The organism is Kosakonia sp. BYX6, assembly GCF_038449125.1.
GTDB classification, from domain to species: domain Bacteria; phylum Pseudomonadota; class Gammaproteobacteria; order Enterobacterales; family Enterobacteriaceae; genus Kosakonia; species Kosakonia calanthes.
The window spans coordinates 2,376,393-2,399,295 of the sequence record NZ_CP151800.1 but is presented as its reverse complement, the minus strand read 5'-3'; the positions used below and the strand labels follow the sequence as shown (position 1 = coordinate 2,399,295).

Genomic DNA, 22,903 nt, shown 5'->3' with positions numbered 1-22,903 from the left:
GTTTGCCCTCTCATAAATAACATTAAAGTGAATTTGCAAACACCTGATAATTCAAATAAAGAAGGAATCACTATGTCGTCGTCGCTCGCCAGTCAATTAACGCATCGGTTTTTTCGTTACCTGAGTATCACCAGCCAAAGCGATCCCTCTGCCACCACATTACCCACGACTGTTGGGCAATTTGATATGGCGCGCGAACTGGCGAATGAGCTGAAAACGCTCGGGCTGGATGAGATTGTGATTGATGATCATGCCACCGTGACTGCGGTGAAAAAAGGCAATGTCGCCGGTGCGCCACGCATCGGTTTTATCACCCATATCGATACCGTAGATGTCGGTTTGTCGCCGCATATTCATCCGCAGATTTTGCGCTTTGAGGGAGAAGATCTCTGTCTGAACCCGAAAGAAGATATCTGGCTGCGCGTGAATGAACACCCGGAAATTCTCGCTTACCCCAACGAAGAGATTATTTTTAGCGATGGCACCAGCGTGCTCGGCGCAGACAACAAAGCAGCGGTTACGGTGGTGATGACCCTGCTGGAAAACCTGACGAAAGAACAGCGCCATGGCGATATCGTGGTGGCGTTCGTGCCGGATGAAGAAGTCGGCCTGCGCGGTGCGAAAGCGCTTGATTTAAAACGTTTTGATGTTGATTTTGCCTGGACCATCGATTGCTGCGAACTCGGCGAAATTGTCTACGAGAACTTCAATGCCGCCAGCGCGCAAATCCATTTCACCGGCGTTACCGCGCACCCGATGTCGGCAAAAGGCGTGCTGGTGAACCCGCTGTTAATGGCGATGGATTTTATCAGCCATTTCGATCGCCAGCAGACGCCGGAACACACCGAAGGCCGCGAAGGTTATGTCTGGTTTAACGGCATCAACGCCGTGCAAAGCTATGCGACGTTGAATGCCAGCATTCGTGATTTCGACAACGAAAGTTTTGCCCGCCGCAAACAACAGATTGCTGAAGTTGCCGCGAAAATCGCCGCCCAACACCCAACGGCGAAAGTGGAATACAGTATCAGCGATACTTACAGCAATATCAGTAACGCGGTGGGCGAAGATCGCCGGGCCATTGATTTGATGTTTGAAGCGATGGAATCGCTCGGCATTACGCCAAAACCGACGCCGATGCGCGGCGGCACAGACGGCGCGGCGCTATCTGCGAAAGGCTTGTTAACGCCGAACTTTTTTACCGGCGCACATAACTTCCACTCACGCTTTGAGTTCCTTCCCCTGCGCGCGTTTGAAGCGTCATACAATGTGGCGCGACAACTCTGCCTGCTGGCGGCGCGCTAAACAAAAAAGCAGCCCGGAAACGGGCTGCAATTTCATTAGATTAAGCAGATTTACGCGCCAGCATCGTGGCAAAACGCAGTTTGATGCGGTTGCCGTTGGCATCGGTGCGGTGCAGTTCACCCACCTCTTCGTTGTATTTCAACAAGTTCCAGCCTGCATAATAGTGACGCAATTCCCCTTCTTTAAAAGCAAACGGGAACCCGACCGTGCACGGGAAATCGGCGGTATCCATGGCGGCGACAATCAAGTTATATCCGCCTGGTTTGGTGCAGCGCTGCATATTAGCGATCAACCCCGGAATGGTTTTCGCTTCAAGGAACATCAGCACCACAGTGGAGAGAATGAAGTCGTATTCGCCGTCAAAACTCAGGTTGTTCAAATCGGCGGTGGCGATATGCAGGTTTCCCAGCCCTTCTGCCGCGCGGATAGTTTGCAGATTGCTGATGCTGTTAGGGTTTTTATCCCATGAGGTGACATCAAAACCTTTGTTGGCGAGGTACAAGCTGTTACGCCCATTTCCACAGCCGAGATCCAGCGCTTTGCCCGGCTGAATGTAATTCATCGCGTTCAGCACTTCCGAGTGCGTCGGCGTCATGCCGTATTTTTCAGTAAAGTAATTCTCATCACGGGTAGTCATTGTTTTGCTGCCTTTAATTTGCATTTTGTATGCATTTTAAGAATTTCATCGCCAGATCGCCAGCGCCGTAAAATTTGCTACGGTTAAATCAGGTAAACCGGAGAAACGTAGCATGACTAAGTACCGGCTCAGCGATGAGCAACGCATGTTCAGTTACCAGCTTGATGGCGAGAAAAAAACCGTCGCGCTGCGCCAGATTATTGCCCTGCGTGATTTTAATGATGTCAGCGCAGGCAGTGCGGGCGGCTGGGTCGATACGATAAACGTGCTGGATCAGCACGGCGATTGCTGGATTTACGATGAAAACAGCATGGTTTTTCTCGGCAGCACCGTGCGGGGCAATGCGCGAATCACCCAGCCCTGCGTGATTTGCCACGATGTTGAAATCCGCGATAACGCCTGGGTGGACGGCTGTGAACTGAGCCACGGTGCGATTTTAAGTGACAACGTCACCGTGCAATCGTCAACGGTGCATGGTGCCTGCCATTTGCACGGCGATGCGCGCATTCTCAGCGGCTGCGGCATTATCGCCGCGCGCGGTTTAACGCAGGAAGAAGAACAGCTTTTGCAAATTTACGACCGCGCTACCGTCAGCCACTCTCGCGTCGTGCATCAAGCGCAAATTTACGGCGATGCCATCGTCAATTACGCCTTTATTGAACACCGGGCAGAGGTGTTTGATTTTGCCCTACTCGAAGGCAATGAACTGAATGATGTTTGGGTGTGCGACTGCGCCAAAATTTACGGCCACGCCCGCATTATTGCCGGTACGCAGGAAGATGAGATCCCGACCATTCGTTACAGCTCGCAAGTGGCGGAAAACGCCGTGGTGGAAGGCAATTGCATATTGAAACACCATGTTTTGGTCGGCGGCCAGGCGTGGTTACGCGGCGGGCCGCTGCAACTGGATGAAAAAGTGGTTATCCAGGGCAATGCGCGTATTCACGGCAATGTGCTGATCGAACACCAAATTGAGATCACCGACAATGCGGTGGTTGAAGCGCTGGATGGCGAGAGCATTTTGCTGCGCGGGCCAAAAGTGGTGAACGATGCGCAGCGGATCACCCGCACGCCGTTGGTCGGTTCCCTCTGATCTGCTTGCCTCTTATTGACGGCATAAATATAATCACCGGGCATCTCCCATCATGCCGTAGGCGTTACCGTCATCCAACGCGCCCCGGTCCCGAGGGTCTCAGCAGAGAAACAGGGGTCATCTTCAGGCGCGGCACATCTTTTTTAATCAATCAATTGCGACTTGTGTCGTCGCCTTTCCATGTCTTTGTTGGAGAGGAAACTCTATGAATATGAGCGGCAATACCCTTCTTATTACCGGCGGCACCAGCGGTATCGGGCGCGCACTGGCGCAAGCGTTTCACGCGCGCGGCAACCAGGTGATTATCACCGGGCGTCGCCAGGCGCTATTAGATGAAATGGTGCAAGCCAACCCCGGCATGGCCGGGTTTCGGCTGGATGTCGGCGATGATGCTATGCTGGCGGAACTTTCGTCATGGGTCCGGTTGCGCTTCCCGGCGCTCAATGTGCTGATTGCCAACGCCGGGATTTCGCGCACGGAGGATATGACCCGCGATAACTGGCAGGCCAACGTTGCCGAAGACATCATTACCACCAATATTTTGGGCGTGATTCGCACGGTCGCCGCGTTGTTGCCGGTACTGAAGACGCAAACAAACGCGATCATTATGGCGACCAGTTCCGCGCTGGCATTTGTGCCAAAAGCAGATTTCCCGAGCTACTGCGCCAGCAAAGCTTTTCTGCATACCTGGCTGGTTTGCCTGCGGCATCAATTGCGCCATTTGCCCATTGAGGTGCTTGAGCTCTCCCCGCCTTACGTGCAGACCGCGTTGACCGGCGAGGAGCAAATCAGCGATCCACGCGCGATGCCGCTGCCAGCCTATGTTGATGAAGTGCTGACGCTGCTTGAGTCTCAGCAACATCCCGGCGGCGAGATCCTGCTGGCGCGGGATAAACCGCGGCGCTGGGCGGAAAAGGATGGCACCTTCGAGGCGCTCTTTCGCGCGGTAAATCCGTAAACGCAGCAGTTACGCATGTTTCACGCTGCTTTAACAAATAATGAAATTTTTTTTCATTCGCCGGGAATAAACCCCCGGCCTCTTCGTCTTATCTGTTCATTGTGAGCAGGATGAGCGAATCATGAGAAAACCCCTTTTTACGACAAGACAATTAATCGCGCGTCTCGCGCTGATTGCTGCTGCGCCAGTTGCATTAATCATGCTGTTTTTATGGGGAGGCGGCTGGTTGGATCCCCAGCGGCTGACCGCCGGGAAATTGGTTTCCGTTTTACAACAGGCCGGCGGTGAACACCCAGGCTATCGCCGTAACCATGCCAAAGGGGTGTGCGTGACGGGGCGTTTTATCTCCAACGGCAATGCCAGTGAACTCTCCCGCGCCAGCGTGTTTGCGCTGGGAGAAACCCCGGTCACCGGGCGCTTTGCCATCGCCGGCGGTAACCCTATGGCGCCGGATTACGCCGCGCCGGTGCGCAGCCTGGCGCTGGAGTTCAAACAGGCGGATGGCGCGCAGTGGCGCACCGGCATGAATGCGATGCCATTTTTCCCGGTCGCCAGCGTCGAAGGATTTTACGAACTGCAAGTTGCTACGTTGCCGGACCCGGCGACAGGGAAACCGAACCCAAAGAAGCTGGAATCTTTTGTGCGTAAACACCCTGAAATTAATCAGTTTTTCGCGTGGGCAAAACAGAATGTGCCCTCCAGCAGTTGGGCCAGCGATCGCTATAACAGCCTGAATGCCTTCCGTTTTGTTGATGACGCGGACAATGACCACCTGGTTCGCTGGAGCATGGTGCCGCACGCCGAATTCCAGCCGATCAGCGAGCAACAAAAAAACGATGTGGATTTTCTGCAAAACGATCTTGAACAGCGCCTGTCGCAGGGGCCGTTGAAATGGGATTTGGTGGTCACTGTCGCCAGCGCGCAAGACAGCGGCCGCGACGCGTCGAAGGCCTGGCCTGCCAATCGGCAGACCATCAATGCCGGAACACTGGTGCTAACAGAGGCCATCGAACAAAAGCATGGACCGTGTAATGACATCAATTATGACCCGTTAATCTTGCCGGACGGTATCGCCAGTTCGGACGATCCATTACTCAGCGCGCGCTCGGCGGCGTATGCCAAATCGTACAATCTGCGCACGCGCGAACAATCTCGCCAGGCAGGAGCTCGTTTATGAAACAGGTCGCTTATTTCCATCCGGTTCTGCGCTGTGTGCACTGGTTAATGGCAACGGCCATTCTTATTATGCTGTTTATCGGCGTGGTGATGGTCTCCACCGTCTCGTCTTTGCATCACCTGCTGATCGCTATCCACAAACCGCTCGGCATCATGATTCTGGTGCTGGTGATTGTGCGTTTGTGGCTGCGTTTTGTTACCGACACACCGCCCTTACCCGACTCGTTGCCCGGCTGGCAACGGGCGATGGCTCACCTTTCGCACTGGGCGCTGTATGCCATGATGCTCGCACAGCCATTGATCGGTTGGGCGATGCTGTCTGCGGCGGGTTACCCTGCCGCGTTAGGGGGCACACTCATCTTGCCGCCTATCGCACCGGTGGATAATGACTGGTATGCGATCCTGCGCCCGCTGCATTCCGTGGTTGCGCTGGCGCTGTTTTTTACCGTGATGCTGCATCTGGCCGCCGCGTTATTTCATGCATTAGTCCTGCGCGACGGGGTGTTTGAAAGTATGACGGGAAGCGGAGACGATGACTGACGATGAAATTCGTCAGGTAATGCCGCACCTGCAACGCTTTGCGCTGTGGCTGACGCGTAATCCACACGCGGCGGAAGATTTGGTGCAAAGTTGCCTGATGAAAGCGTTAACCCACAGATCGCAAAATGACGATGAGCACGGTCTGCGCGCCTGGCTGTTCACCATTTTGTATCGCCAGTTTGTGGATGGTGAGCGGCGGCGCAAACGCTACCAGAAACTCCTCAGCTTTTTCACCGCTGAGGAGGAGTCTGCGGGTTATTCAACCGAGTCGCTGGCGATGGCCGATGACACGCTGGCGCTGTTTGCTGCGTTGCCAACCGACTATCGCGTAGTGTTGTTATTGGTGAGTGTTGAAGGTCTGAGCTATAAAGAAGTCGCTGAAACACTGGATATTCCGCCCGGAACGGTGATGTCGCGCCTCTCCCGGGCACGTAAATTGCTACATGATCAACTAGAGGGCCAGGTAACGCCGTTACCTATGAGGAGATTGAAATGACTTTGCCACCTGATGAACACGACCTACAAGCCTGGATGGATGGCGAAACCGATGAAGCAACCTCAAAGCGCATTCTGCATTACCTGGCTGAAAACCCTGAGGCCGCCGCGCAAATTGCCAACTGGCGAAAAGATGCCACGCGCTTGCGCAAGGCGCTGGATGAGCAATATGTGGCGCTGGAAACGCCGGAGCCTCACTACCTGCGTCGCCAGGTGCGCCAGTTGCGGCTGTGGCGTTTGGCAACGGCGTTCACCTTAGTGATGGCGTTAGGCGTTGGCGGCTATTCCGGCTGGCAATTAAGAGAGTCGCAGATGTTGCTGACTCAGCAGCCCATGGAAGATGGCGTGCAGGCCTACAAGTTGTTTGATAATGCCGAGTTGACGCCAATGGATGTGGTGGCATCGAGGCAGACCGAGTTAAACCGCTGGGTGGCGCGTTATTTTATTAACGGGAACCAGCCGCCAAACCTTGAACGTTACGGGTTTTCTTTGCTGGGTGCTCGGCTTATCTCCACCGCGCAAGGCCCGGCGGCATTGATTATGTATCAAGATCCGCACGGCACGCGGGTGGGTTGGTACATTCGCCCGCTCAGCCCGGTGAAATTGCCGCACGGCGAACGTCAGGCCGATGATGTGATGGCGCAGTACTGGAGCGACAATCACTATAACTACGCCCTGTTGACGCCGCTGGATTCAACGGCGGTTGACGGGTTACGTAAAGCGATGTTGCGGGCGACAATTTAGCGGTTCGCCAGAAGATCTGCCAGGCCGCGCGCTAACAACTGGCGCGGTGCGTCTGTGCCGTCAACAGGGAGCAACGTGCGGCGGCGTATTTTCCAGCGCCCGGCATGGCGCTCCAGTTCCCAACGGTTCACCACAACCCGGTGGATGCGGTAGCCGGTCGAAACACCATGGTTCGCCAGTTGGCGACATTTACCCTGCTTATCGAGCTGCACTATCTGTAAATACGAGGTGACGACGGCTTGATCACCGCGTAAATCAATAAGCGGTAAACCGGTGAAATGCGCCAGCCCGCCGCGAATCGCTTCTTCATGCGCCGGGCGCAGGATAAACGCGGCGATTTCGTCTACCCCTTGTGCGCCATCAAGGTTTTCGCCGCGATTAAACACGCCATCTTGCAAATACACCGAGGCGGTATAGTCCGCAAATGCAGTATCGGCGCTGGGAGGATGTGAGGCGATCAGTTCGTAAATCGCCAGTTTGTCCTCAATGATGCGAAGCCGCTGTTCCAGTGCATCGTGTTGTTCAGTCATCAATGGTTGCTCCTGTTTTGGGGGCCAGAGCGGCGACTATATCTGTTGCTGGCGCTGACATAATCAGCGTTTTTTTGCATGCAGTGTTCAGCCAGCCTTAACAATCGAATGGGTGAGAAATGATTAGCAGAAGTGATTTTGTTGCATTAAAGACCTTTATCGTGGTGGCGGAGCAGTTGAACTTCAGAGGCGCCGCCGATCTTTTGGGGCTTGCCCCGTCTGCCACAAGCCAGCAAATCAGCGCGCTGGAAGGACGTCTCGGATTGCGCTTGTTTAACCGTACAACGCGCTCCGTGAATCTGACGAACGATGGGCAAGTGCTGTACCGGCAAGTCGCGCCGCTGCTTGAAAACCTGGCGGAAACGTTCAGCCATGTGCAGGCTAAAAGCCTGGTCATCAAAGGAAGCGTGCGAATTCACGCATTCCGTTCGGCGGCGCAGATGTATCTCGATAACAAAGTGCCCGCTTTCCTTACCGCTTTTCCTGACGTGCATATTGATATCACCACCACCGATGCCGCGGTTGATCTGGTCGCCGGGGGGTATGATCTCTCGCTGCGCCTGGGCGAAGTGCTGGAGCCGGGTCTGGTCGCTGTACCCGTTGGTGAACGGCTGCACCAAATCGTCGTCGCGGCGCCCGCTTACCTTGAACAACATGCCCCTCCGCAACATCCTGATGATTTGCGGCAGCACAATTGCATTGGCTGGCGCTGGCCGGGCAACGTGACGCCTGCGCCGTGGCAGTTTTGGGATGGCGAGCAAACCATCACCGTTCCGGTGACTGGCAATTTGGTGGTGGACGATCGGGAGCGACAATACCAGGCAGCATTGGCGGGAACCGGCCTTGCGCAAGTCACGGCTGAAAGAGTGATCGACCATCTCTTTTCCGGCGCGCTGGTGTCGGTGTTAACGCAATGGGAAATGGAGTTCGATGGCTATTATCTGTGCTGGACGGCGGGGAAAACGATGTCCCCGGCAATGCGCGCGTTGATCGACGCACTGCGCGAGGCGTAAACGCGTTAGCCGTTATCGACGATTTTCGCCCAGATATTCTGATCGTCGAAGTGGCCATTGAGGAACTCCGCCTGCTTCAGGCAGCCTTCCAGTGTAAAACCATTGCGCTCGGCAACGCGATTACTGGCGACGTTGGCAACGCGGCATTTGATGACAAAACGACGGATATCGCCGCGATGGGCATAAAAAGCGATCATCGCCTGCATAGCTTGCGACAAAATCCCCTGCCCCTGGGCCTCTTCATCCAGCCAGTAGCCGATATACGCGGTTTTGTTTGAGGGCTCGATCGCGTTAAACGCCAGCACCCCGACCAGCACCTCATCGACCAACACCATAAACATTTTCGCGTAGCCGCGCTGGTGCAGCAGCATATTGCTCTGCGCGGTTTTGCGGGTGTCTTCAACGGAACTAACATGCTGCGGCCAGTCGAGAAATTGCTGTAACCAGCCGCGGTTTTTGACAATCAACTGGTAGAGATCGTGAACAAACCGCTCGTCTGCCGCATGCAGCGCGATATGTTCATTGACTTTGATAACGGTGTCGGGGGTTTGGGGTTCCGGCGTCATGACTACTCCTGAAAGCCATCGCCCCCAGGCGGGGGCGACGTAAAAATTAACGCATTACGCGATCATCAACGTAGTTACGTTTGTCCGGCGCTGGCGGGAAGTACTGATACAGCCAGGTTTCGCTGATCGCGTCGCCCTGGCAGCGCAGGAACATGCGCATTTCAACCGGATCGGTAGAGTCGCTCGTTGGGTACCAGTCGAACAGAATGCGGTAACCGTCAAACGGTTCAACGTAGAGGATTTCGATCTGCTTCGCTTCGCCGTTCGACAGCGTGATAACGGGCTCAATCCCTTTCGGCGCGGCGGCTTTCAGATCGCCTCCGACGAAATCAATGGCGAAACGGCGCGCCCATTTATCCGGGTAGTGTTCGCCCGGTGCCCAACCTTCCGGGAAACCGCCCATCCCGGTTCGGGTCGCGTAAACGCGTGCCAGCGGTGAACGCACCGGCGGCATCGCGCTCCAGTACAAACGGTATTCGAAAGCGAACTCATCTCCGGCTTTCACCGGTTTTTCCGGCTGCCAGAAACAAACCACGTTATCCAGCGTTTCGCCGGTGGTCGGGATTTCCATCAGGCTGACGGCGCCCTTGCCCCACTTGTTGCGCGGCTCGACCCACAGGCTCGGGCGTTTGTTGTACCAGCCCATCACATCCTGATAGTGGCTAAAATCGCGATCCAGTTGCAGCAGGCCGAAACCTTTCGGGTTCTCATCCTGGAAGGCATTGAATTGCAGTTTTTGCGGGTTGTTCAACGGGCGGCAGATCCACTCGCCGTTGCCGCGCCACATCGCCAGCCGATCGGAGTCGTGAATTTGCGGGTGAATGGTATCGCAAACGCGGCGCTCATTATTCCCGCAACTGAACATACTGGTCATCGGCGCAATGCCGAGCTGCTTAATGTCTTTGCGCGCATACAGGCGGTTGTCCACTTCCATGATCACCTGGCTCTCTTCGCAGTGGATCACAAACTTGTAGGCACCGGTGATGCTGGCGCTATCAAGCAGCGCGTAAACGGTGAAGGTTGTATCGGACGGTTTGGCGGTTTCGAACCAGAAGGCGGTGAAATCCGGAAACTCTTCCGGCGTATCAGTGAAGGTATCAATCGCGACGCCGCGCGCGGAAAGGCCGTACTGGAAAGTATCGTCAACGGCACGGAAATAGCTTGCGCCGAGGAAGGAAACGATATCGCGACGCGCCAGTTCCGGGGCTTTAAACGCGCGGAACCCGGCAAAACCGAGATCGCTTTGCCCTTCCAGTTGTTTAGTGTCGACGCCCGCGTCGTGGTAGTTAAATAGCTCCGGACGGAAGTGAATTTCGCGCGCTTGTTTGGTGTCTTGATCCAGCGAGAACATGCGCACGCGACGGCGAAAACCCATGCCAACATGGAAGAACTGCACGTCCAGTTGACGGCCTTCAATGTTGTTCCAGAGCGAATGTTGCGCGTCATACTGGATGCTGTTGTAGGCCTGCGGGGTGAGATTCGCCAGCGTATTTGGCAGCGCTTTCGGTGCGCCGCCCCAGGGTTGTTCCGCCAGATCGTGCGCCATGGATTGCAGCACGGAGAAGTCAAAACGGCGGCTCTGACCATCGGCAATATCGGTCTGCGCCGCAGAGGCCGCTCGCGAAAAGAGCGATGCAACGCCGGTGGTGCCGTAAGTTGCCGCAAGGGCCATGGATGCTTGAATAAATCGTCTGCGGTTCATGCCTGGTAACACGTCCTTCTGGTCGTCAAATGGCATTTCGCGATGTCGCGAAACAGCGGCAAAAGCGTTTGCTAATGAAGGCATCACTCTAGACAAAATTCATTGAGAATCCAATTGTTGGCGGGTGATTATCTGCGCAAATCGTGAAATTTTTCCTGTCTTTCAGAGCAGCCTGAAAGCTAAGTAAAGATCTGTATAACCGCGGGGGTGATGAAGAGCGGAATGAAAAAGGCCCCTGCCTGACATCAGCGACAGGGGCGATAAAAAAACACGCTTTATTCTTTGCCGACGCTGACATCAATGCCGGGGAAGTATTTTTCCGCCAGTCTTTTGATGGTGCCGTCGGCACGTACTTTATCTATTGCGGCGTCGAGCTGTTTTTTGGTGGCCTCATCACCTTTACGCAACCCAAAACCAATCCCACTGCCGAGGATCGTATCGTCCGATACCGGTTTGCCGATAAAGCCAAACCCTTTACCCTGCGGTTTACTCAGGAAACCTGCCTGCCCCGCGGCGGACATCACCAGAGAGGCGTCGATGCGGCCATTCAGCAAATCTCCCCACGCCATATTCTGATCTTTATACGACACCACCGTGACACCGTGTTTTTCCCAGTGCTCTTTGGCGTAGGTTTCCTGAATCGAACCCTGCAACACGCCAATGGTTTTGCCTTTCAGCCCTTCCGCTGTTGCTTCCATCCCATCGCCGCTTTTGCCCACCAGTTGCGACGGGATACGGTAAATCGGCTGGGTGAAATCGATGCTTTTGCGGCGCTGGTCGGTAATGTTCATTGCCGAGTTAATGGCATCGAATTTTTTCGCGGTCAGCCCTGGGATCAGCGCATCAAACGCGGTTTCCACCCAGTTACATTTCAACTGTGCCGCCTGGCAAATCGCATTGCCCAATTCGATATCGAACCCTTCCAGTTCGCCCGACGCGTTGCGGCTTTCGAATGGTGGATATTCCGCTTCCACGCCGTAACGCAATTCACTGGCGGCAAAAGTCGAGAGTGAGCAGAGCAAACCCATGCCCAGACAGAGTGCTTTTAATTTCATTATCAACGTTCCTTAGCGTGGCTTAACACGACACAGGGCCTGCGCGCCTGCCCTTAACGTCGCCTCATCTTTTGCAAACGAGAGGCGAATCAATTTGTTATCAGTACCATCAGTGTAAAACGCCGACAGCGGAATCGTCGCCACACCGCAGTCAATAATCAGCCTTTTGACCATTTCACTGTCGCTTTCATCACTGAAATGGCTGTAATCCGCCAGCAGGAAAAACGAGCCTGCGCTCGGCAACAAGCGGAATGGCGACGCGGCCAGCAGCGTTTGCAACAGGTCGCGTTTGCGCTGGTAAAACGCCGACAGCGACAGCCAGCTTTGCGGATCGCGCATATGATCAGCAAAGGCATATTGCATCGGCGTATCGGCGGAAAACATTAAAAACTGGTGCACTTTGCAGATTTCGTCCATCAATTCCGCCGGCGCTACACAATAACCCACGCGCCAACCCGTTACGTGATAGGTCTTGCCAAACGACGAAATAATCACGCTGCGCTCGGCAAGCTGCGGGTGCGTCGCCATACCGTGATGCGGCTCACCGTCAAACACCACATGTTCATACACTTCATCGGAAAGAATGACGATATCGGTGTTGCGCGTGATGGCCGCCAGTTGCTCAAGGTCGACGCGAGAAAAGACCTGCCCGCTCGGGTTGTGCGGCGTATTGATAATGATCATCCGCGTGCGTGGCGTAATTGCCGCGCGCACTTCATCCCAATTCACCGCGAAATCTGGCACCGTTAACTTGATAGCGACCGGCGTTGCGCCCTGCAAACGCACAATGGGCGCGTAGCTATCGAACGAGGGTTCGAAGTAGATAACCTCATCGCCGGGATGCACCAGCCCGCTAATCGCGGAATACAACCCTTCGCTGGCGCTGGCGGTCACGAGGATTTCGCTGTCGACGTCGTAATCGGTGTGATAGAGGTCTGTTATCTTCTGCGCAATCCGCTCTTTCAGCGCGCGCAGGCCGGTCATCGCGGCGTATTGGTTGTGGTTATCCTGCATGGCGCGGGTCACCCCGTGGATCAATTGCGGATCGCAGGGGAAATTTGGCGCGCCCTGAGAAAGGTTAATCGCATTGTACTGCGCGGAAAGCTGGCCAATCACGGTAAAAATGGTGGTACCGACATCAGGTAATTTGGAGCGAGTGGTCACCGGCGTTCGCAACGTCATGTTTAATCCTTTCTCATTAAAAGTGCATAACCATTCAAACCAAAAGCGTGTTGAGCCGACAATCGAATTGTTGTCATAATAGCCATGAATAAATCGCATAGCTGGAGTCACCATGCCGCATCGTTCCCTGCCGCTGAATGCCATCAACGCCTTTCTGGTGACCGCGCGCCATCTTAATTTGACCCACGCCGCCAACGAGTTGTGCCTGACTCAAGGCGCGGTGAGCCGCAAAATTGCCGCGCTGGAAAGCTGGTTTGGTTTCCCGCTTTTTGAACGTCATGCGCGGGGGTTGCACTTATCGCCGCAGGGCAGCGTGCTGTTGCCGGAATTGCGCAGTGCTTTCGAGCACTTATTGACGGTGGCCGAACAGGCGCGCGCGCAGCAAACGGTGGTGCGACTGAAAGCGCCGACCTGCGCGATGCGCTGGTTGGTGCCGCGTTTGCTGGATCTTGAGCAGCACTACCCGGAGTTGCAAGTTGCGCTCACTACCACCACCGATCACACCATCAATTTCAAAACCGAACCTTATGACGCGGCAATTGTGTTTGGCACACAGCTTAGCGCCGGGGATCTGCTGTTCGAGGAAGCATTGACGCCAGTGATGAACGCAACGCTAACGCAGCGCAATACGCTGGAAAAAGCGACCTTATTGCACCCAACACGCGATAAAACCGACTGGTCGCTGTGGCTGGCAAAACAGGCGGAATTTCAGCCCGGCATGCGGAAAAATCAACACTTCGACACCATGGATTTGGCGATCACCGCCGCCATACAGGGGCTGGGAATCGCCATCGCCGATGAAACGCTGGTGGAGGAAGATATCCGTGCCGGGCGGCTTCAGCGCCCTTTCGCGCTTAGCGTGCGCACTGGGGCGAGTTACCGGCTGGTGATCCGTGAATCACGCACCAAAGCCACCGGGCTGGCGGCTTTTCGTGAAGGGTTATTGGGGGTAAATGCAGGTTGAAGCGCCGGAAATGCAGCCGCTAAATCTGCATGGTTATTCATCTCGTTCGCTTTTTATAACAACCCACAACGCCGTTTGCTGCGCTCTTCAGCTTGCTGATACAGCGCAAACTCATCGAATACCGGGCTGCCGAGCGCAGCTTCAAACTGCGCTTTACTGGCATTGCCGTGGCTGCGTGCCTGCGTTTCATTGCCGAGGTTGGATTGGAAAATCCCGGCGGCGCTGACCGGCAAAAAGTCTTCATAGGTGATTGGTTGCGCGATCAACCAACCGCGTTCAATCAATGGCTGTGGATCGTCACCGGGACGAATAGCATGGCGATGCGCTTCTCCGGCAGGCGTCAAACGGTAGCGGAACCACGCCAACCCTTGCTTGCGCAACAACATTTCACTGTCAGGGAATGCCTTAAACACCTCCTGCAAATGTAATTGGTGCGTCAGGTTATCTTTGCCCGTTCCGGCGCTCGCCAGCAGTTGATCATAGAGCGCGCGTCCTTTCACCGTGAGCGCCACACCGCGTTGCTCGATTTCGCCAAAACGCGCGGTATGCGTGCCTTGATGTTCTCCGTTGAACAGCACTGGCTCATCAAGCGCTTTAAAACTGGTCTGGCGTAGCAAAATCGGCACGTCGCGGCGCGGCGGCCCTTCAATAAGGATTTTTGGCTCAATGCCATATTCCGGCATCAATGCCTGCACGCGATCAATATCCAGCGTGCGCGGGGTTAAGTGGTTGATATGACAACCAGGAAAACAGACCACATCGGCAATCAACCGATGTTCATCATGCAGCGCGTGATAGGTTTGTTCATCGACCGTGGTCTGGCGGTGCCAGCGAAATGTTTCCAGCGCTTCTTTAACAAAAAGCTGCGCCTGTTGCGGCGTGAAACCGCCATTTAACTCATGCACTTCAATCAACTGGCGACAGGCCGGGGTAAAAATATCGCGCTTCGCCAGAATCGCCGCCGCTTTGTCGCGTAGAGTTGGGTTTTCAATCAGTTCAAGACGCAGCAGCGAGGTAAAAATGCGAAACGGATTGTGGCATAACGCGGCGTCGTCAATCGGGCGAAACGCCGTGGAATGCACGGGAACGCCAGCCTGCGACAGATCGTAATAGCTGACCGGAAACATCCCCATAATGGCGAACATGCGTCGCAGAGTGGAGAGTTCTTCCGCTGTACCAACACGAATGGCGCCGTGACGCTCGACATTGAGCCGCGCGAGTTCATCGGCATTCGCCAGTTGTTCATGCAAATGCGGGTTGTGTTCCAGTACAGCCAGATTTACATCCGCAACCAGCTCCAGCAAGGTGCCGTATTGCGGAACTTCCTGCTGATACATTGCCGACATCGCCTGTGAAAATTGTTCCCTGATCTCATCAGCAGTGGTGCTGTACGTCATAGTCTCATCTCTCCATTCAGCTCTCTCTGGAGTGTAGAGAAGGCTACTCAGGCGCGTGATGGGAAATTTACAAAGTGTGATCGTGGCAAAAAACGCGCACGTTTTGCGCGCAATCGAACATAACAAAAGATTATGGAAAAGGTTCGCGTAAAAACCCCGAAAACCTGCTGGTTACGTCACACTGCGGGGAGAATGTATTTGTAACTTAAGAAGATTAAATGTTAATAATGTTTTGCTATCAAGTTATCAAAATTAAACGATTTCCCTTGCCACCGGTTCCGCTCGGTTTTTAACATCATCTTATGGAAAAAAACGGTCTGTTCTCTCAGCGCATTCGCCTGCGCCATTTGCATACATTCGTCGCCGTCGCTCAACAAGGAACATTGGGGCGCGCGGCAGAAACCCTTAACCTAAGTCAGCCTGCGCTGTCGAAAACCTTAAATGAACTTGAACAACTGACCGGCAAACGTCTGTTCGAGCGCGGTCGTCTGGGGGCGCAACTGACCCTTGTCGGCGAGCAGTTTCTTACCCATGCTGTGCGGGTGCTGGACGCGGTCAATATTGCCGGGCAGTCATTAACGCATAAGGCCGAACAAAAAAATGACCTTATCCGCATTGGCGCGCTCCCTACTGCCGCGCTGGGCATTTTGCCTGCGGTAATCGGCCAGTTACATAAGCAACAGCCGGATATCACGATTCAGGTCGCTACCGCCAATAACCCGATGCTACTCGCCGGGCTGAAATCCGGTGAGCTGGATGTCGGCATTGGCCGCATGTCTGATCCTGAACTGATGAGTGGTTTAAACTACGAACTGCTCTTTCTTGAATCCCTGAAACTGGTGGTTCGCCCGCGTCATCCGCTGCTGCAAAACACGGTGACGCTTAGCCGCGTGCTGGAATGGCCGGTGGTCGTATTACCGCAAGGCACGGTACCGCGGCAGAATACTGAAGATCTCCTCTCCAGCCAGAACTGTACGTTGCCGTCCGGCTGTATCGAAACCCTGTCGGCGTCGTTATCACGCCAGCTTACCGTTGAATATGATTATGTGTGGTTTGTGCCATCTGGCGCGGTGAAAGATGATTTGCGCCTTGGTTCACTGGTGGCGCTGCCGATTCCGCAGTTGGGCATTGGCGATCCGATTGGCATTATCACGCGCGTGGATACCGCGCTGCCACCTGCCGCACATACGTTGATCAGCTTTATTCGCAAAACCCTGCCGGATTAATCCGGCAGCCTTCCCTGCTCTTCCCGTTGCGCAACAGGTAAACATTTCGTTAATTGTGTGATAAAAGATGGTTGTTGATTAAGGGTTGTTGTTACGCAACGTAGACTAACGCCGTAACGACCCGCATCCGGAAGAACAGATGAAATTCAAAACCGCTATCAAACCCTACCACGCTGCTGCCGGTGGTCTGGGCTCGCTTGAAGCCACCACCCGCTTCGTTATTGACAGCAAAAACGCCCTCAAAAATATGCGCAACCTACTGCGCATGAACAAAGCCCGCGGCTTCGACTGCCCCGGTTGTGCCTGGGGCGATGACAATAAGAGCACGTTCAGCTTTTGTGAAAACGGCGCGAAAGCCGTCACCTGGGAAGCCACCCGTCGCCAGATTGACGCCACCTTCTTTGCGCAACACAGTGTCTCGGCGCTGAATCGCCAGAGCGATTACTTTCTTGAATACCAGGGGCGCCTGACCGAACCGCTGCGCTACAACCCGCAAACAGATCACTACGAACCGGTTTCCTGGGATGACGCCTTCGCGATGATCGGGGAGCATATCCGCGCGATGAACAACCCCAACCAGCTGGAGTTGTACACCTCCGGGCGCGCCAGCAATGAGTCCTCTTATCTTTACCAGTTGTTCGGGCGCATGGTGGGTACGAACAACTTCCCGGACTGCTCAAATATGTGCCATGAAGCCAGCGGTGCCGGGCTGAAACGCAGCATCGGCGTCGGTAAAGGTACTATTCATTTGGTCGATTTTGATAAAGCCGATGCTATTTTTGTCTTCGGGCAGAACCCCGGAACGAACCACCCGCGCATGCTGCATAGCCTGCGTCACGCCGCCGATCATGGCGCGCGTATCGTCACCTTTAATACCCTGCGCGAACGTGGTCTGGAGCGTTTTGCCGATCCGCAAAAACCGCTGGAAGTGGTAACGCCGAAGGCCGGTGTCATCAGCTCCTCTTATTACCAGCCGAACCTCGGCGGTGATATGGCGGCGGTACGCGGGATCGCCAAAGCGTTGCTGGAAACGCAGCGCCAGCGATTGGCAAAAGGTGAAGACAGTATTTTTGATGATGCGTTTATTGCGCAGCACACGCAGAACATTGACGCGTGGTTTGCGCAAATCGATGCCACCGACTGGCAAACCATTGAGCAGCAATCTGGCCTGAACCAACAGCAACTGCGCGATGCCGCTGCCGTCTGGCAGCGTGCCAAACGCGTGATCTGCACCTGGGCGATGGGCATTACTCAACATAAACATTCGCTGGACACAGTACGCGAAATTACGAACCTGCAACTGCTCGGCGGCCATCTTGGCAAACCGGGCGCCGGGCTGTGTCCGGTGCGTGGGCACAGTAATGTGCAGGGCAACCGCACAATGGGCATTGATGAGAAACCGCCCGTTGCACTGCTCGACAGCCTGGCCCGCCACTTTCATTTCGAGCCGCCGCGCGAACACGGTCATCACACTGTGGAAGCCATTCAGGCGATGCTGCGCGATGAAGTGAAAGTACTGCTGGCGTTGGGCGGAAACCTGGCCGCTGCCGCGCCGGATACGCCGTTGACTTGCGAGGCGCTGCGCCGCTGCGGCCTGACGGTGTATATCAGCACTAAGCTGAACCGCAGCCATTTAATGCCGGGTAAAGCGTCGCTGATCCTGCCGACTCTGGGTCGCACCGAAGAAGATGTGCAGGCCAGCGGCCGCCAGTTTGTCACCGTGGAAGATTCCTTCAGCATGGTGCATGCCTCGGAAGGGATCGGTAAACCGCTCTCAGCCAGCCAGCGTTCGGAAACGGCGATTGTCGCCGGTATCGCGCACGCCACGCTTGGCAACGAAAAACTGGACTGGCTGGCCCTGGCGGATGATTACACTCTGATCCGCGATCATATTGCCGCTACCCTGCCCGGTTTTCAGAACTTCAATGCCCGCTGTGAAGAACCTGGCGGCTTCTGGCTGGGTAATGCCGCCGCCGAGCTGCGTTTTACTACGCCGTCTGGCAAAGCAGAATTCAGTGCTGCGGCACTGCCACACGCGGTTTGCCCGGAAGTCGACGCGCCGTTTGTACTGCAAACGCTGCGTTCCCATGACCAGTACAACACCACGATTTACGGCCTCGACGACCGCTACCGTGGGGTTTACGGTCAACGCGATGTGTTATTTATGCACCCGGAAGATATCAACGCGCTCGGTTTGCAGGACGGCGATCGCGTTAATATCGAAACGCAATCGACGGATGGCGTTGTGCGCCGCGTTGAGGATTTCCGCCTGGTGTCTTATGACATCCCGCGCGGTAATTTGGCCGCGTATTACCCGGAAACGAACCCCCTGGTTCCTCTTACCCGCTTTGGGGATGGAACCGGCACGCCTACGTCAAAATCGATTCCGGTCACCGTTACCCCTGCACAAGCGCGCGAAACCCTGCGTATTGCCTGATAAAAACGCCTGCGTCTGCGGGCGTTCTCAAATAATGCGATCTTAATTTTTAACAATTGCGCAAAACAATTTAACAGATTTATCATACTGTCGATTCACCATATGGTTCATTCAGGTTTCTTATGGTGTTTCATTTCACGATAAAAAAGGTTTAAGGCCTTTCGTTCATAACAACATCCCTTCAAAAGTTATCCATTTGGTTCAGATGGAAATCTCCCTCTCGACCTGAAGGATGGTGTGTTTTAAGGAGAAGGACATGGCATTTGGCAGCACGCCACACAGGTTCGCTAGCATCCTGAAGTGGTTACTCGCCGTTCTGATGATTGTCATCGGTCTGGCTATTGGCATACTCGGTTACAGGCTTGTCGCCGTCGGCGGCACGGTTTACTTCCTCGTCATGGGCGTGGTCATGCTTGTCGCGGCAGGCTTAATCATCAAAAATCGCACCAGCGGCATTCTGCTTTACGCGCTGGCGTTTATTGTTTCCATCATCTGGGCGGTTAGCGACGCGGGCTGGTCATTCTGGCCGCTGTTCTCGCGCCTGTTCACCTTTGGCGTGTTGGCTTTCCTCGCGGCGCTGTTATGGCCATTACTGCGCGCGCAACAAAACGTGACGCCTGTTCGTAAGTCGTCATTCAGCGTTGCCGCCGTGCTGGCGGTGCTGCTGTTGCTGAGCGCGGGCGGCATGTTCAAAACCTGGAATGTGATTGATGCCACGGAAAACGTGCCGGTTAAACCGGTCGCGCCTGGCACCACGCAACAGGACTGGAAACACTGGGGCAATACCACCCACGGCGATCGTTTTGCGGCACTTGATCAGATCAATAAGCAGAACGTTAACCAGTTGCAGGTTGCCTGGGTTGCGCATACCGGCGATATCCCGGTGAGCAACGGCTCTGGTGCGGAAGATCAGAACACGCCGCTGCAAATTGGCGACACACTGTATGTCTGTACGCCGTACAGCAAAGTACTGGCGCTGGATGTTGATTCCGGCAAAGAGAAATGGCGTTACGACTCAAAAGCCACAGCACCAAACTGGCAACGCTGCCGCGGTCTTGGTTATTTTGAAGAGACCCTGGTTGCTGCCTCTCCGGCGCAGAACACCTCGCCTGCCGCCTGCCCGCGTCGCCTGTTCCTGCCGACCACTGATGCACGTCTGATTGCGATCAATGCCGATACCGGCAAAGTCTGCGACGACTTTGGCGATAACGGTGTGGTCGATTTGAGCGTGGGTATGGGCGAAGTGAAACCGGGTTACTACCAGCAAACTTCCACACCGCTTGTCGCCGGGAATGTGGTGGTGGTTGGCGGTCGCGTCGCGGATAACTTCTCAACGGGCGAACCGCCGGGCGTGGTACGGGCTTATGACGTTCACACCGGTAAACTGGCCTGGGCGTGGGATCCGGGTAACCCGAACCTCACCGGCCTGCCACCGGAAGGCCAGACCTACACACGCGGCACGCCGAATGTGTGGTCGGCAATGTCGTATGACGCCAAACTCAACCTGGTTTACCTGCCAACCGGCAACGCCACCCCGGATTTCTGGGCCGGCGAACGTACCGCGCTGGATGATAAATACAGCTCGTCGATTGTTGCGGTAGATGCGACCACCGGTAAAGTGCGCTGGCATTACCAGACCACGCACCACGATCTGTGGGACTTCGACCTGCCTGCGCAACCGCTGCTGTTTGACTTGCCAGATGGCAAAGGTCACACCACCCCGGTTCTGGTGCAGATCAGTAAACAGGGCATGATCTTTATGCTCAACCGTGAAACCGGCGAGCCGGTGGCGAAGGTGGAAGAGCGCCCGGTTCCGGCCGGTAATGTGCAGGGCGAGCGTTATTCGCCGACACAGCCGTACTCTGTTGGCATGCCGATGATTGGCAACCAGACGCTGAAAGAGTCCGACATGTGGGGCGCGACGCCGATCGACCTGCTGATCTGCCGTATTGCGTTTAAATCGATGCGCCACCAGGGCGTCTTCACCCCGCCGGGGCTGGATCGCTCGTTGCAATTCCCAGGCTCGCTTGGCGGGATGAACTGGGGCAGCGTTTCTGTCGATCCGAACAACAACCTGATGTTTGTCAACGATATGCGTCTGGGTCTGGCGAACTATATGGTGCCGCGCGCGAACGTGGCGAAAAATGCCAGCGGCATCGAGATGGGAATTGTGCCGATGGACGGTACGCCGTTTGGCGCGATGCGCGAACGTTTCCTGTCACCGCTGGGTATTCCGTGCCAGAAACCGCCGTTCGGCACGATGTCAGCAGTCGATCTTTCTACTGGCAAACTGGTGTGGCAGGTTCCGGTCGGCACCGTGCAGGATACTGGCCCGCTGGGGATTCGCATGCATATGCCGATTCCAATTGGCATGCCGACGCTTGGCGCGTCACTTTCCACGCAGTCCGGGCTGTTGTTCTTCGCCGGTACTCAAGATTTCTACCTGCGCGCGTTTGATACCGCCACCGGGAAAGAAGTCTGGAAAGACCGTCTGCCGGTTGGCAGCCAGTCCGGCCCGATGACCTATGTGTCACCGAAAACCGGTAAGCAGTATGTGATTATCAATGCGGGCGGTGCGCGTCAATCGCCGGATCGCGGCGATTACATCATTGCGTATGCGCTACCGGATAAGCAGTAATCTGTCGCTTATAAGGCCCGAATCTTCGGGCCTTTTTTGTGCCCGGTGGCGAAGATTCTTGTAGGCCGGATAAGCGTTTACGCGCCATCCGGCAAAAAAAGCAGCGGCATCATTGCCTGATGGCGGCTGCGCCTTATCAGGCCTACGGCGTTTTTCAGACACGCCACCTACCAAATCAAGTAGCACGCACCAGAACAGGGATGCATTGATGCTACTCTGTGCCCCGCTCATCGGTTTGGTGAGGAATAAAAAAACATTTTTTGCATTTTGGACAAGGAGAATGGGATGTTCGCAAAACACATCGCGCGATCGCTGGCCGTTGCCGCCTGCTTTTTTGCACTGTCGGCCTGTGACGATAAAAACGCTGACAAACCGCAGGAACCGCCAATCTCTGCCGAACAGGCTGAAGTGGTGAAATACAACGCCTATGTTGAGGCAGCCAATATGGCGTCGTCCTCGTTTGGCAACGATCTGGCGCAGTACGAGAAGTACATTAAACCCGTTTTTGACGGCAAAAAGCCGATGAAAGACCTGTTCTTTTCTGAGCCAGGTGCGATGGACCGAATTCAACAGCAGTTAGACAAAGCCCGCGCCATGAAGCCGGCGATGGCCGAGCTGGACGAACCGGCGCGCATGTATAGCGAAGCACTGGCGAAAGCCGGGCCGGTCAGCCGCGATCTGTATAATTACATCGGCGCGAAAACCTATAAAAGCGACAATGGCGATCATGGCCGCGAAGTCCAACCGGCTTACCTGACCAACATGCAGAGCCTGGTGGTTGCGCAGGCTGACTTCCTGAATGGCATTGACGCGAAAGACCGCGCGCGTATCAAAGCGGAATTTGAGAAAACGAAAAAAGACACCCTCGAGTACTACCGCATGGGTTCAATTTACTATCTCAAAGAGAGCATGGATGCCGCCGGTGACTTTATTAATGGCGAAGGTCTGGGCAATAAGAAAGACGCGTTTAAGACTGCGCTTAATCAGCTCAACAGCATGCTCACCGCTTATGACGCCAAAATGCGCGAACATAACAAAGTTGGCTGCTCGAATTTGCTGTTTACCGCCAACGCTTACCTGTCTAAAGGCCGCGATGCGATTGAGCGCACCGAAAATGGCGAGTATGAAAAAGAAGCCAAAGAACCCAAACAGTTCAGGTTGATGGAGTCTCAGCAGACGCAGGACGCGAAATCTCTGTTGCAGAATTACAACAATATGATCAGCGCCATCAATATGGGTAAATGCTAA

General features: G+C 54.9%; 20 protein-coding genes. 13 read left to right on the top strand and 7 right to left on the bottom strand.

What is annotated here, in order from left to right; all coding sequences use genetic code 11:
• Positions 1-72 precede the first annotated feature (72 nt).
• Positions 73-1,302 carry a peptidase T gene (gene pepT / locus AAEY27_RS11205; protein WP_342320580.1) on the top strand — a complete coding sequence of 410 codons (1,230 nt, stop codon included), beginning with the start codon at positions 73-75 and terminating at the stop codon, positions 1,300-1,302.
• Between the two features lie 40 nt (positions 1,303-1,342).
• Here pepT and tehB read toward each other — a convergent pair whose 3' ends face one another.
• On the bottom strand, positions 1,343-1,939 hold the full coding sequence (gene tehB, locus AAEY27_RS11200) for a tellurite resistance methyltransferase TehB (RefSeq protein ID WP_342320578.1): 597 nt from the start codon (positions 1,937-1,939) through the stop codon (positions 1,343-1,345).
• Between the two features lie 112 nt (positions 1,940-2,051).
• Between tehB and ydcK the strand changes: the two genes are divergently transcribed.
• The 6 genes from ydcK (at position 2,052) to AAEY27_RS11170 (ending at position 6,945) form a co-directional block, all read left to right on the top strand.
• Complete coding sequence (gene ydcK / locus AAEY27_RS11195) at positions 2,052-3,032, top strand: YdcK family protein (protein ID WP_342320576.1); 981 nt, start codon at positions 2,052-2,054, stop codon at positions 3,030-3,032.
• Between the two features lie 205 nt (positions 3,033-3,237).
• On the top strand, positions 3,238-3,990 hold the full coding sequence (locus AAEY27_RS11190) for an SDR family oxidoreductase (RefSeq protein ID WP_342320575.1): 753 nt from the start codon (positions 3,238-3,240) through the stop codon (positions 3,988-3,990).
• 121 nt (positions 3,991-4,111) lie between these two features.
• Positions 4,112-5,167: a catalase family peroxidase gene (locus AAEY27_RS11185; RefSeq protein WP_342320574.1), complete on the top strand. Its 1,056-nt coding sequence runs from the start codon at positions 4,112-4,114 to the stop codon at positions 5,165-5,167.
• Positions 5,164-5,706 (top strand): cytochrome b, encoded by a 543-nt coding sequence (locus AAEY27_RS11180; protein WP_342320573.1) that lies wholly within the window; start codon positions 5,164-5,166, stop codon positions 5,704-5,706. Before AAEY27_RS11185 ends, AAEY27_RS11180 begins: the two co-directional genes overlap by 4 nt.
• Positions 5,699-6,202: an RNA polymerase sigma factor gene (locus tag AAEY27_RS11175; RefSeq protein WP_342325421.1), complete on the top strand. Its 504-nt coding sequence runs from the start codon at positions 5,699-5,701 to the stop codon at positions 6,200-6,202. Before AAEY27_RS11180 ends, AAEY27_RS11175 begins: the two co-directional genes overlap by 8 nt.
• On the top strand, positions 6,199-6,945 hold the full coding sequence (locus tag AAEY27_RS11170) for an anti-sigma factor family protein (RefSeq protein WP_342325420.1): 747 nt from the start codon (positions 6,199-6,201) through the stop codon (positions 6,943-6,945). The genes AAEY27_RS11175 and AAEY27_RS11170 overlap by 4 nt, the downstream gene beginning before the upstream one ends.
• Here the strand turns inward: AAEY27_RS11170 and AAEY27_RS11165 are convergent.
• The gene (locus tag AAEY27_RS11165; RefSeq protein ID WP_342325418.1) at positions 6,942-7,475 is read right to left on the bottom strand and encodes a nuclear transport factor 2 family protein; all 534 of its coding nucleotides are present in this window, start codon (positions 7,473-7,475) and stop codon (positions 6,942-6,944) included. The genes AAEY27_RS11170 and AAEY27_RS11165 overlap by 4 nt on opposite strands.
• A 119-nt stretch (positions 7,476-7,594) precedes the next feature.
• On the opposite strand from AAEY27_RS11165, the gene AAEY27_RS11160 reads away from it, so the two are divergent.
• Positions 7,595-8,488 (top strand): LysR family transcriptional regulator, encoded by an 894-nt coding sequence (locus AAEY27_RS11160; protein WP_342325416.1) that lies wholly within the window; start codon positions 7,595-7,597, stop codon positions 8,486-8,488.
• 5 nt (positions 8,489-8,493) lie between these two features.
• Here the strand turns inward: AAEY27_RS11160 and rimL are convergent, their stop codons facing one another.
• From rimL to AAEY27_RS11140, 4 genes are all read right to left on the bottom strand, one after another.
• Entirely contained in the window at positions 8,494-9,054 is a 561-nt protein-coding gene (gene rimL / locus AAEY27_RS11155; RefSeq protein ID WP_342325415.1) for a 50S ribosomal protein L7/L12-serine acetyltransferase, read from the bottom strand.
• Positions 9,055-9,100: 46 nt separating this feature from the next.
• Positions 9,101-10,756 (bottom strand): glucan biosynthesis protein D, encoded by a 1,656-nt coding sequence (locus AAEY27_RS11150; RefSeq protein WP_342325414.1) that lies wholly within the window; start codon positions 10,754-10,756, stop codon positions 9,101-9,103.
• A 275-nt stretch (positions 10,757-11,031) separates the two neighbouring features.
• On the bottom strand, positions 11,032-11,811 hold the full coding sequence (locus tag AAEY27_RS11145) for an ABC transporter substrate-binding protein (RefSeq protein ID WP_342325413.1): 780 nt from the start codon (positions 11,809-11,811) through the stop codon (positions 11,032-11,034).
• A gap of 12 nt (positions 11,812-11,823) precedes the next feature.
• On the bottom strand, positions 11,824-12,993 hold the full coding sequence (locus AAEY27_RS11140) for a pyridoxal phosphate-dependent aminotransferase (protein ID WP_342325411.1): 1,170 nt from the start codon (positions 12,991-12,993) through the stop codon (positions 11,824-11,826).
• A gap of 112 nt (positions 12,994-13,105) precedes the next feature.
• On the opposite strand from AAEY27_RS11140, the gene AAEY27_RS11135 reads away from it, so the two are divergent.
• A complete protein-coding gene (locus tag AAEY27_RS11135) occupies positions 13,106-13,957 on the top strand; it encodes a LysR substrate-binding domain-containing protein (RefSeq protein WP_342325409.1) in 852 nt (283 codons plus the stop codon).
• A 53-nt stretch (positions 13,958-14,010) separates the two neighbouring features.
• On the opposite strand, the gene hglS is transcribed toward AAEY27_RS11135, so the two are convergent.
• Entirely contained in the window at positions 14,011-15,354 is a 1,344-nt protein-coding gene (gene hglS / locus AAEY27_RS11130; protein WP_342325408.1) for a 2-oxoadipate dioxygenase/decarboxylase HglS, read from the bottom strand.
• A 302-nt stretch (positions 15,355-15,656) separates the two neighbouring features.
• Here hglS and AAEY27_RS11125 point away from each other — a divergent pair, with 302 nt between their 5' ends.
• The 4 genes from AAEY27_RS11125 to AAEY27_RS11110 all read left to right on the top strand — a co-directional run bounded on the left by AAEY27_RS11125 (position 15,657) and on the right by AAEY27_RS11110 (position 22,903).
• On the top strand, positions 15,657-16,580 hold the full coding sequence (locus AAEY27_RS11125; protein WP_342325406.1) for a LysR substrate-binding domain-containing protein: 924 nt from the start codon (positions 15,657-15,659) through the stop codon (positions 16,578-16,580).
• A 139-nt stretch (positions 16,581-16,719) separates the two neighbouring features.
• A complete protein-coding gene (locus AAEY27_RS11120; RefSeq protein ID WP_342325404.1) occupies positions 16,720-19,017 on the top strand; it encodes an FdhF/YdeP family oxidoreductase in 2,298 nt (765 codons plus the stop codon).
• Between the two features lie 256 nt (positions 19,018-19,273).
• Positions 19,274-21,655 (top strand): membrane-bound PQQ-dependent dehydrogenase, glucose/quinate/shikimate family, encoded by a 2,382-nt coding sequence (locus AAEY27_RS11115; protein WP_342325402.1) that lies wholly within the window; start codon positions 19,274-19,276, stop codon positions 21,653-21,655.
• A 285-nt stretch (positions 21,656-21,940) separates the two neighbouring features.
• Entirely contained in the window at positions 21,941-22,903 is a 963-nt protein-coding gene (locus tag AAEY27_RS11110; protein ID WP_342325401.1) for a DUF3829 domain-containing protein, read from the top strand.

What these genes read in the sequence shown, in the direction of transcription:
- pepT (WP_342320580.1), top strand. Translation starts at nt 73, where the DNA reads ATGTCGTCGTCGCTCGCCAGTCAATTAACGCATCGGTTTTTTCGTTAC.
- tehB (WP_342320578.1), bottom strand. Translation starts at nt 1,939, where the DNA reads ATGACTACCCGTGATGAGAATTACTTTACTGAAAAATACGGCATGACG.
- ydcK (WP_342320576.1), top strand. Translation starts at nt 2,052, where the DNA reads ATGACTAAGTACCGGCTCAGCGATGAGCAACGCATGTTCAGTTACCAG.
- AAEY27_RS11190 (WP_342320575.1), top strand. Translation starts at nt 3,238, where the DNA reads ATGAATATGAGCGGCAATACCCTTCTTATTACCGGCGGCACCAGCGGT.
- AAEY27_RS11185 (WP_342320574.1), top strand. Translation starts at nt 4,112, where the DNA reads ATGAGAAAACCCCTTTTTACGACAAGACAATTAATCGCGCGTCTCGCG.
- AAEY27_RS11180 (WP_342320573.1), top strand. Translation starts at nt 5,164, where the DNA reads ATGAAACAGGTCGCTTATTTCCATCCGGTTCTGCGCTGTGTGCACTGG.
- AAEY27_RS11175 (WP_342325421.1), top strand. Translation starts at nt 5,699, where the DNA reads ATGACTGACGATGAAATTCGTCAGGTAATGCCGCACCTGCAACGCTTT.
- AAEY27_RS11170 (WP_342325420.1), top strand. Translation starts at nt 6,199, where the DNA reads ATGACTTTGCCACCTGATGAACACGACCTACAAGCCTGGATGGATGGC.
- AAEY27_RS11165 (WP_342325418.1), bottom strand. Translation starts at nt 7,475, where the DNA reads ATGACTGAACAACACGATGCACTGGAACAGCGGCTTCGCATCATTGAG.
- AAEY27_RS11160 (WP_342325416.1), top strand. Translation starts at nt 7,595, where the DNA reads ATGATTAGCAGAAGTGATTTTGTTGCATTAAAGACCTTTATCGTGGTG.
- rimL (WP_342325415.1), bottom strand. Translation starts at nt 9,054, where the DNA reads ATGACGCCGGAACCCCAAACCCCCGACACCGTTATCAAAGTCAATGAA.
- AAEY27_RS11150 (WP_342325414.1), bottom strand. Translation starts at nt 10,756, where the DNA reads ATGAACCGCAGACGATTTATTCAAGCATCCATGGCCCTTGCGGCAACT.
- AAEY27_RS11145 (WP_342325413.1), bottom strand. Translation starts at nt 11,811, where the DNA reads ATGAAATTAAAAGCACTCTGTCTGGGCATGGGTTTGCTCTGCTCACTC.
- AAEY27_RS11140 (WP_342325411.1), bottom strand. Translation starts at nt 12,993, where the DNA reads ATGACGTTGCGAACGCCGGTGACCACTCGCTCCAAATTACCTGATGTC.
- AAEY27_RS11135 (WP_342325409.1), top strand. Translation starts at nt 13,106, where the DNA reads ATGCCGCATCGTTCCCTGCCGCTGAATGCCATCAACGCCTTTCTGGTG.
- hglS (WP_342325408.1), bottom strand. Translation starts at nt 15,354, where the DNA reads ATGACGTACAGCACCACTGCTGATGAGATCAGGGAACAATTTTCACAG.
- AAEY27_RS11125 (WP_342325406.1), top strand. Translation starts at nt 15,657, where the DNA reads ATGGAAAAAAACGGTCTGTTCTCTCAGCGCATTCGCCTGCGCCATTTG.
- AAEY27_RS11120 (WP_342325404.1), top strand. Translation starts at nt 16,720, where the DNA reads ATGAAATTCAAAACCGCTATCAAACCCTACCACGCTGCTGCCGGTGGT.
- AAEY27_RS11115 (WP_342325402.1), top strand. Translation starts at nt 19,274, where the DNA reads ATGGCATTTGGCAGCACGCCACACAGGTTCGCTAGCATCCTGAAGTGG.
- AAEY27_RS11110 (WP_342325401.1), top strand. Translation starts at nt 21,941, where the DNA reads ATGTTCGCAAAACACATCGCGCGATCGCTGGCCGTTGCCGCCTGCTTT.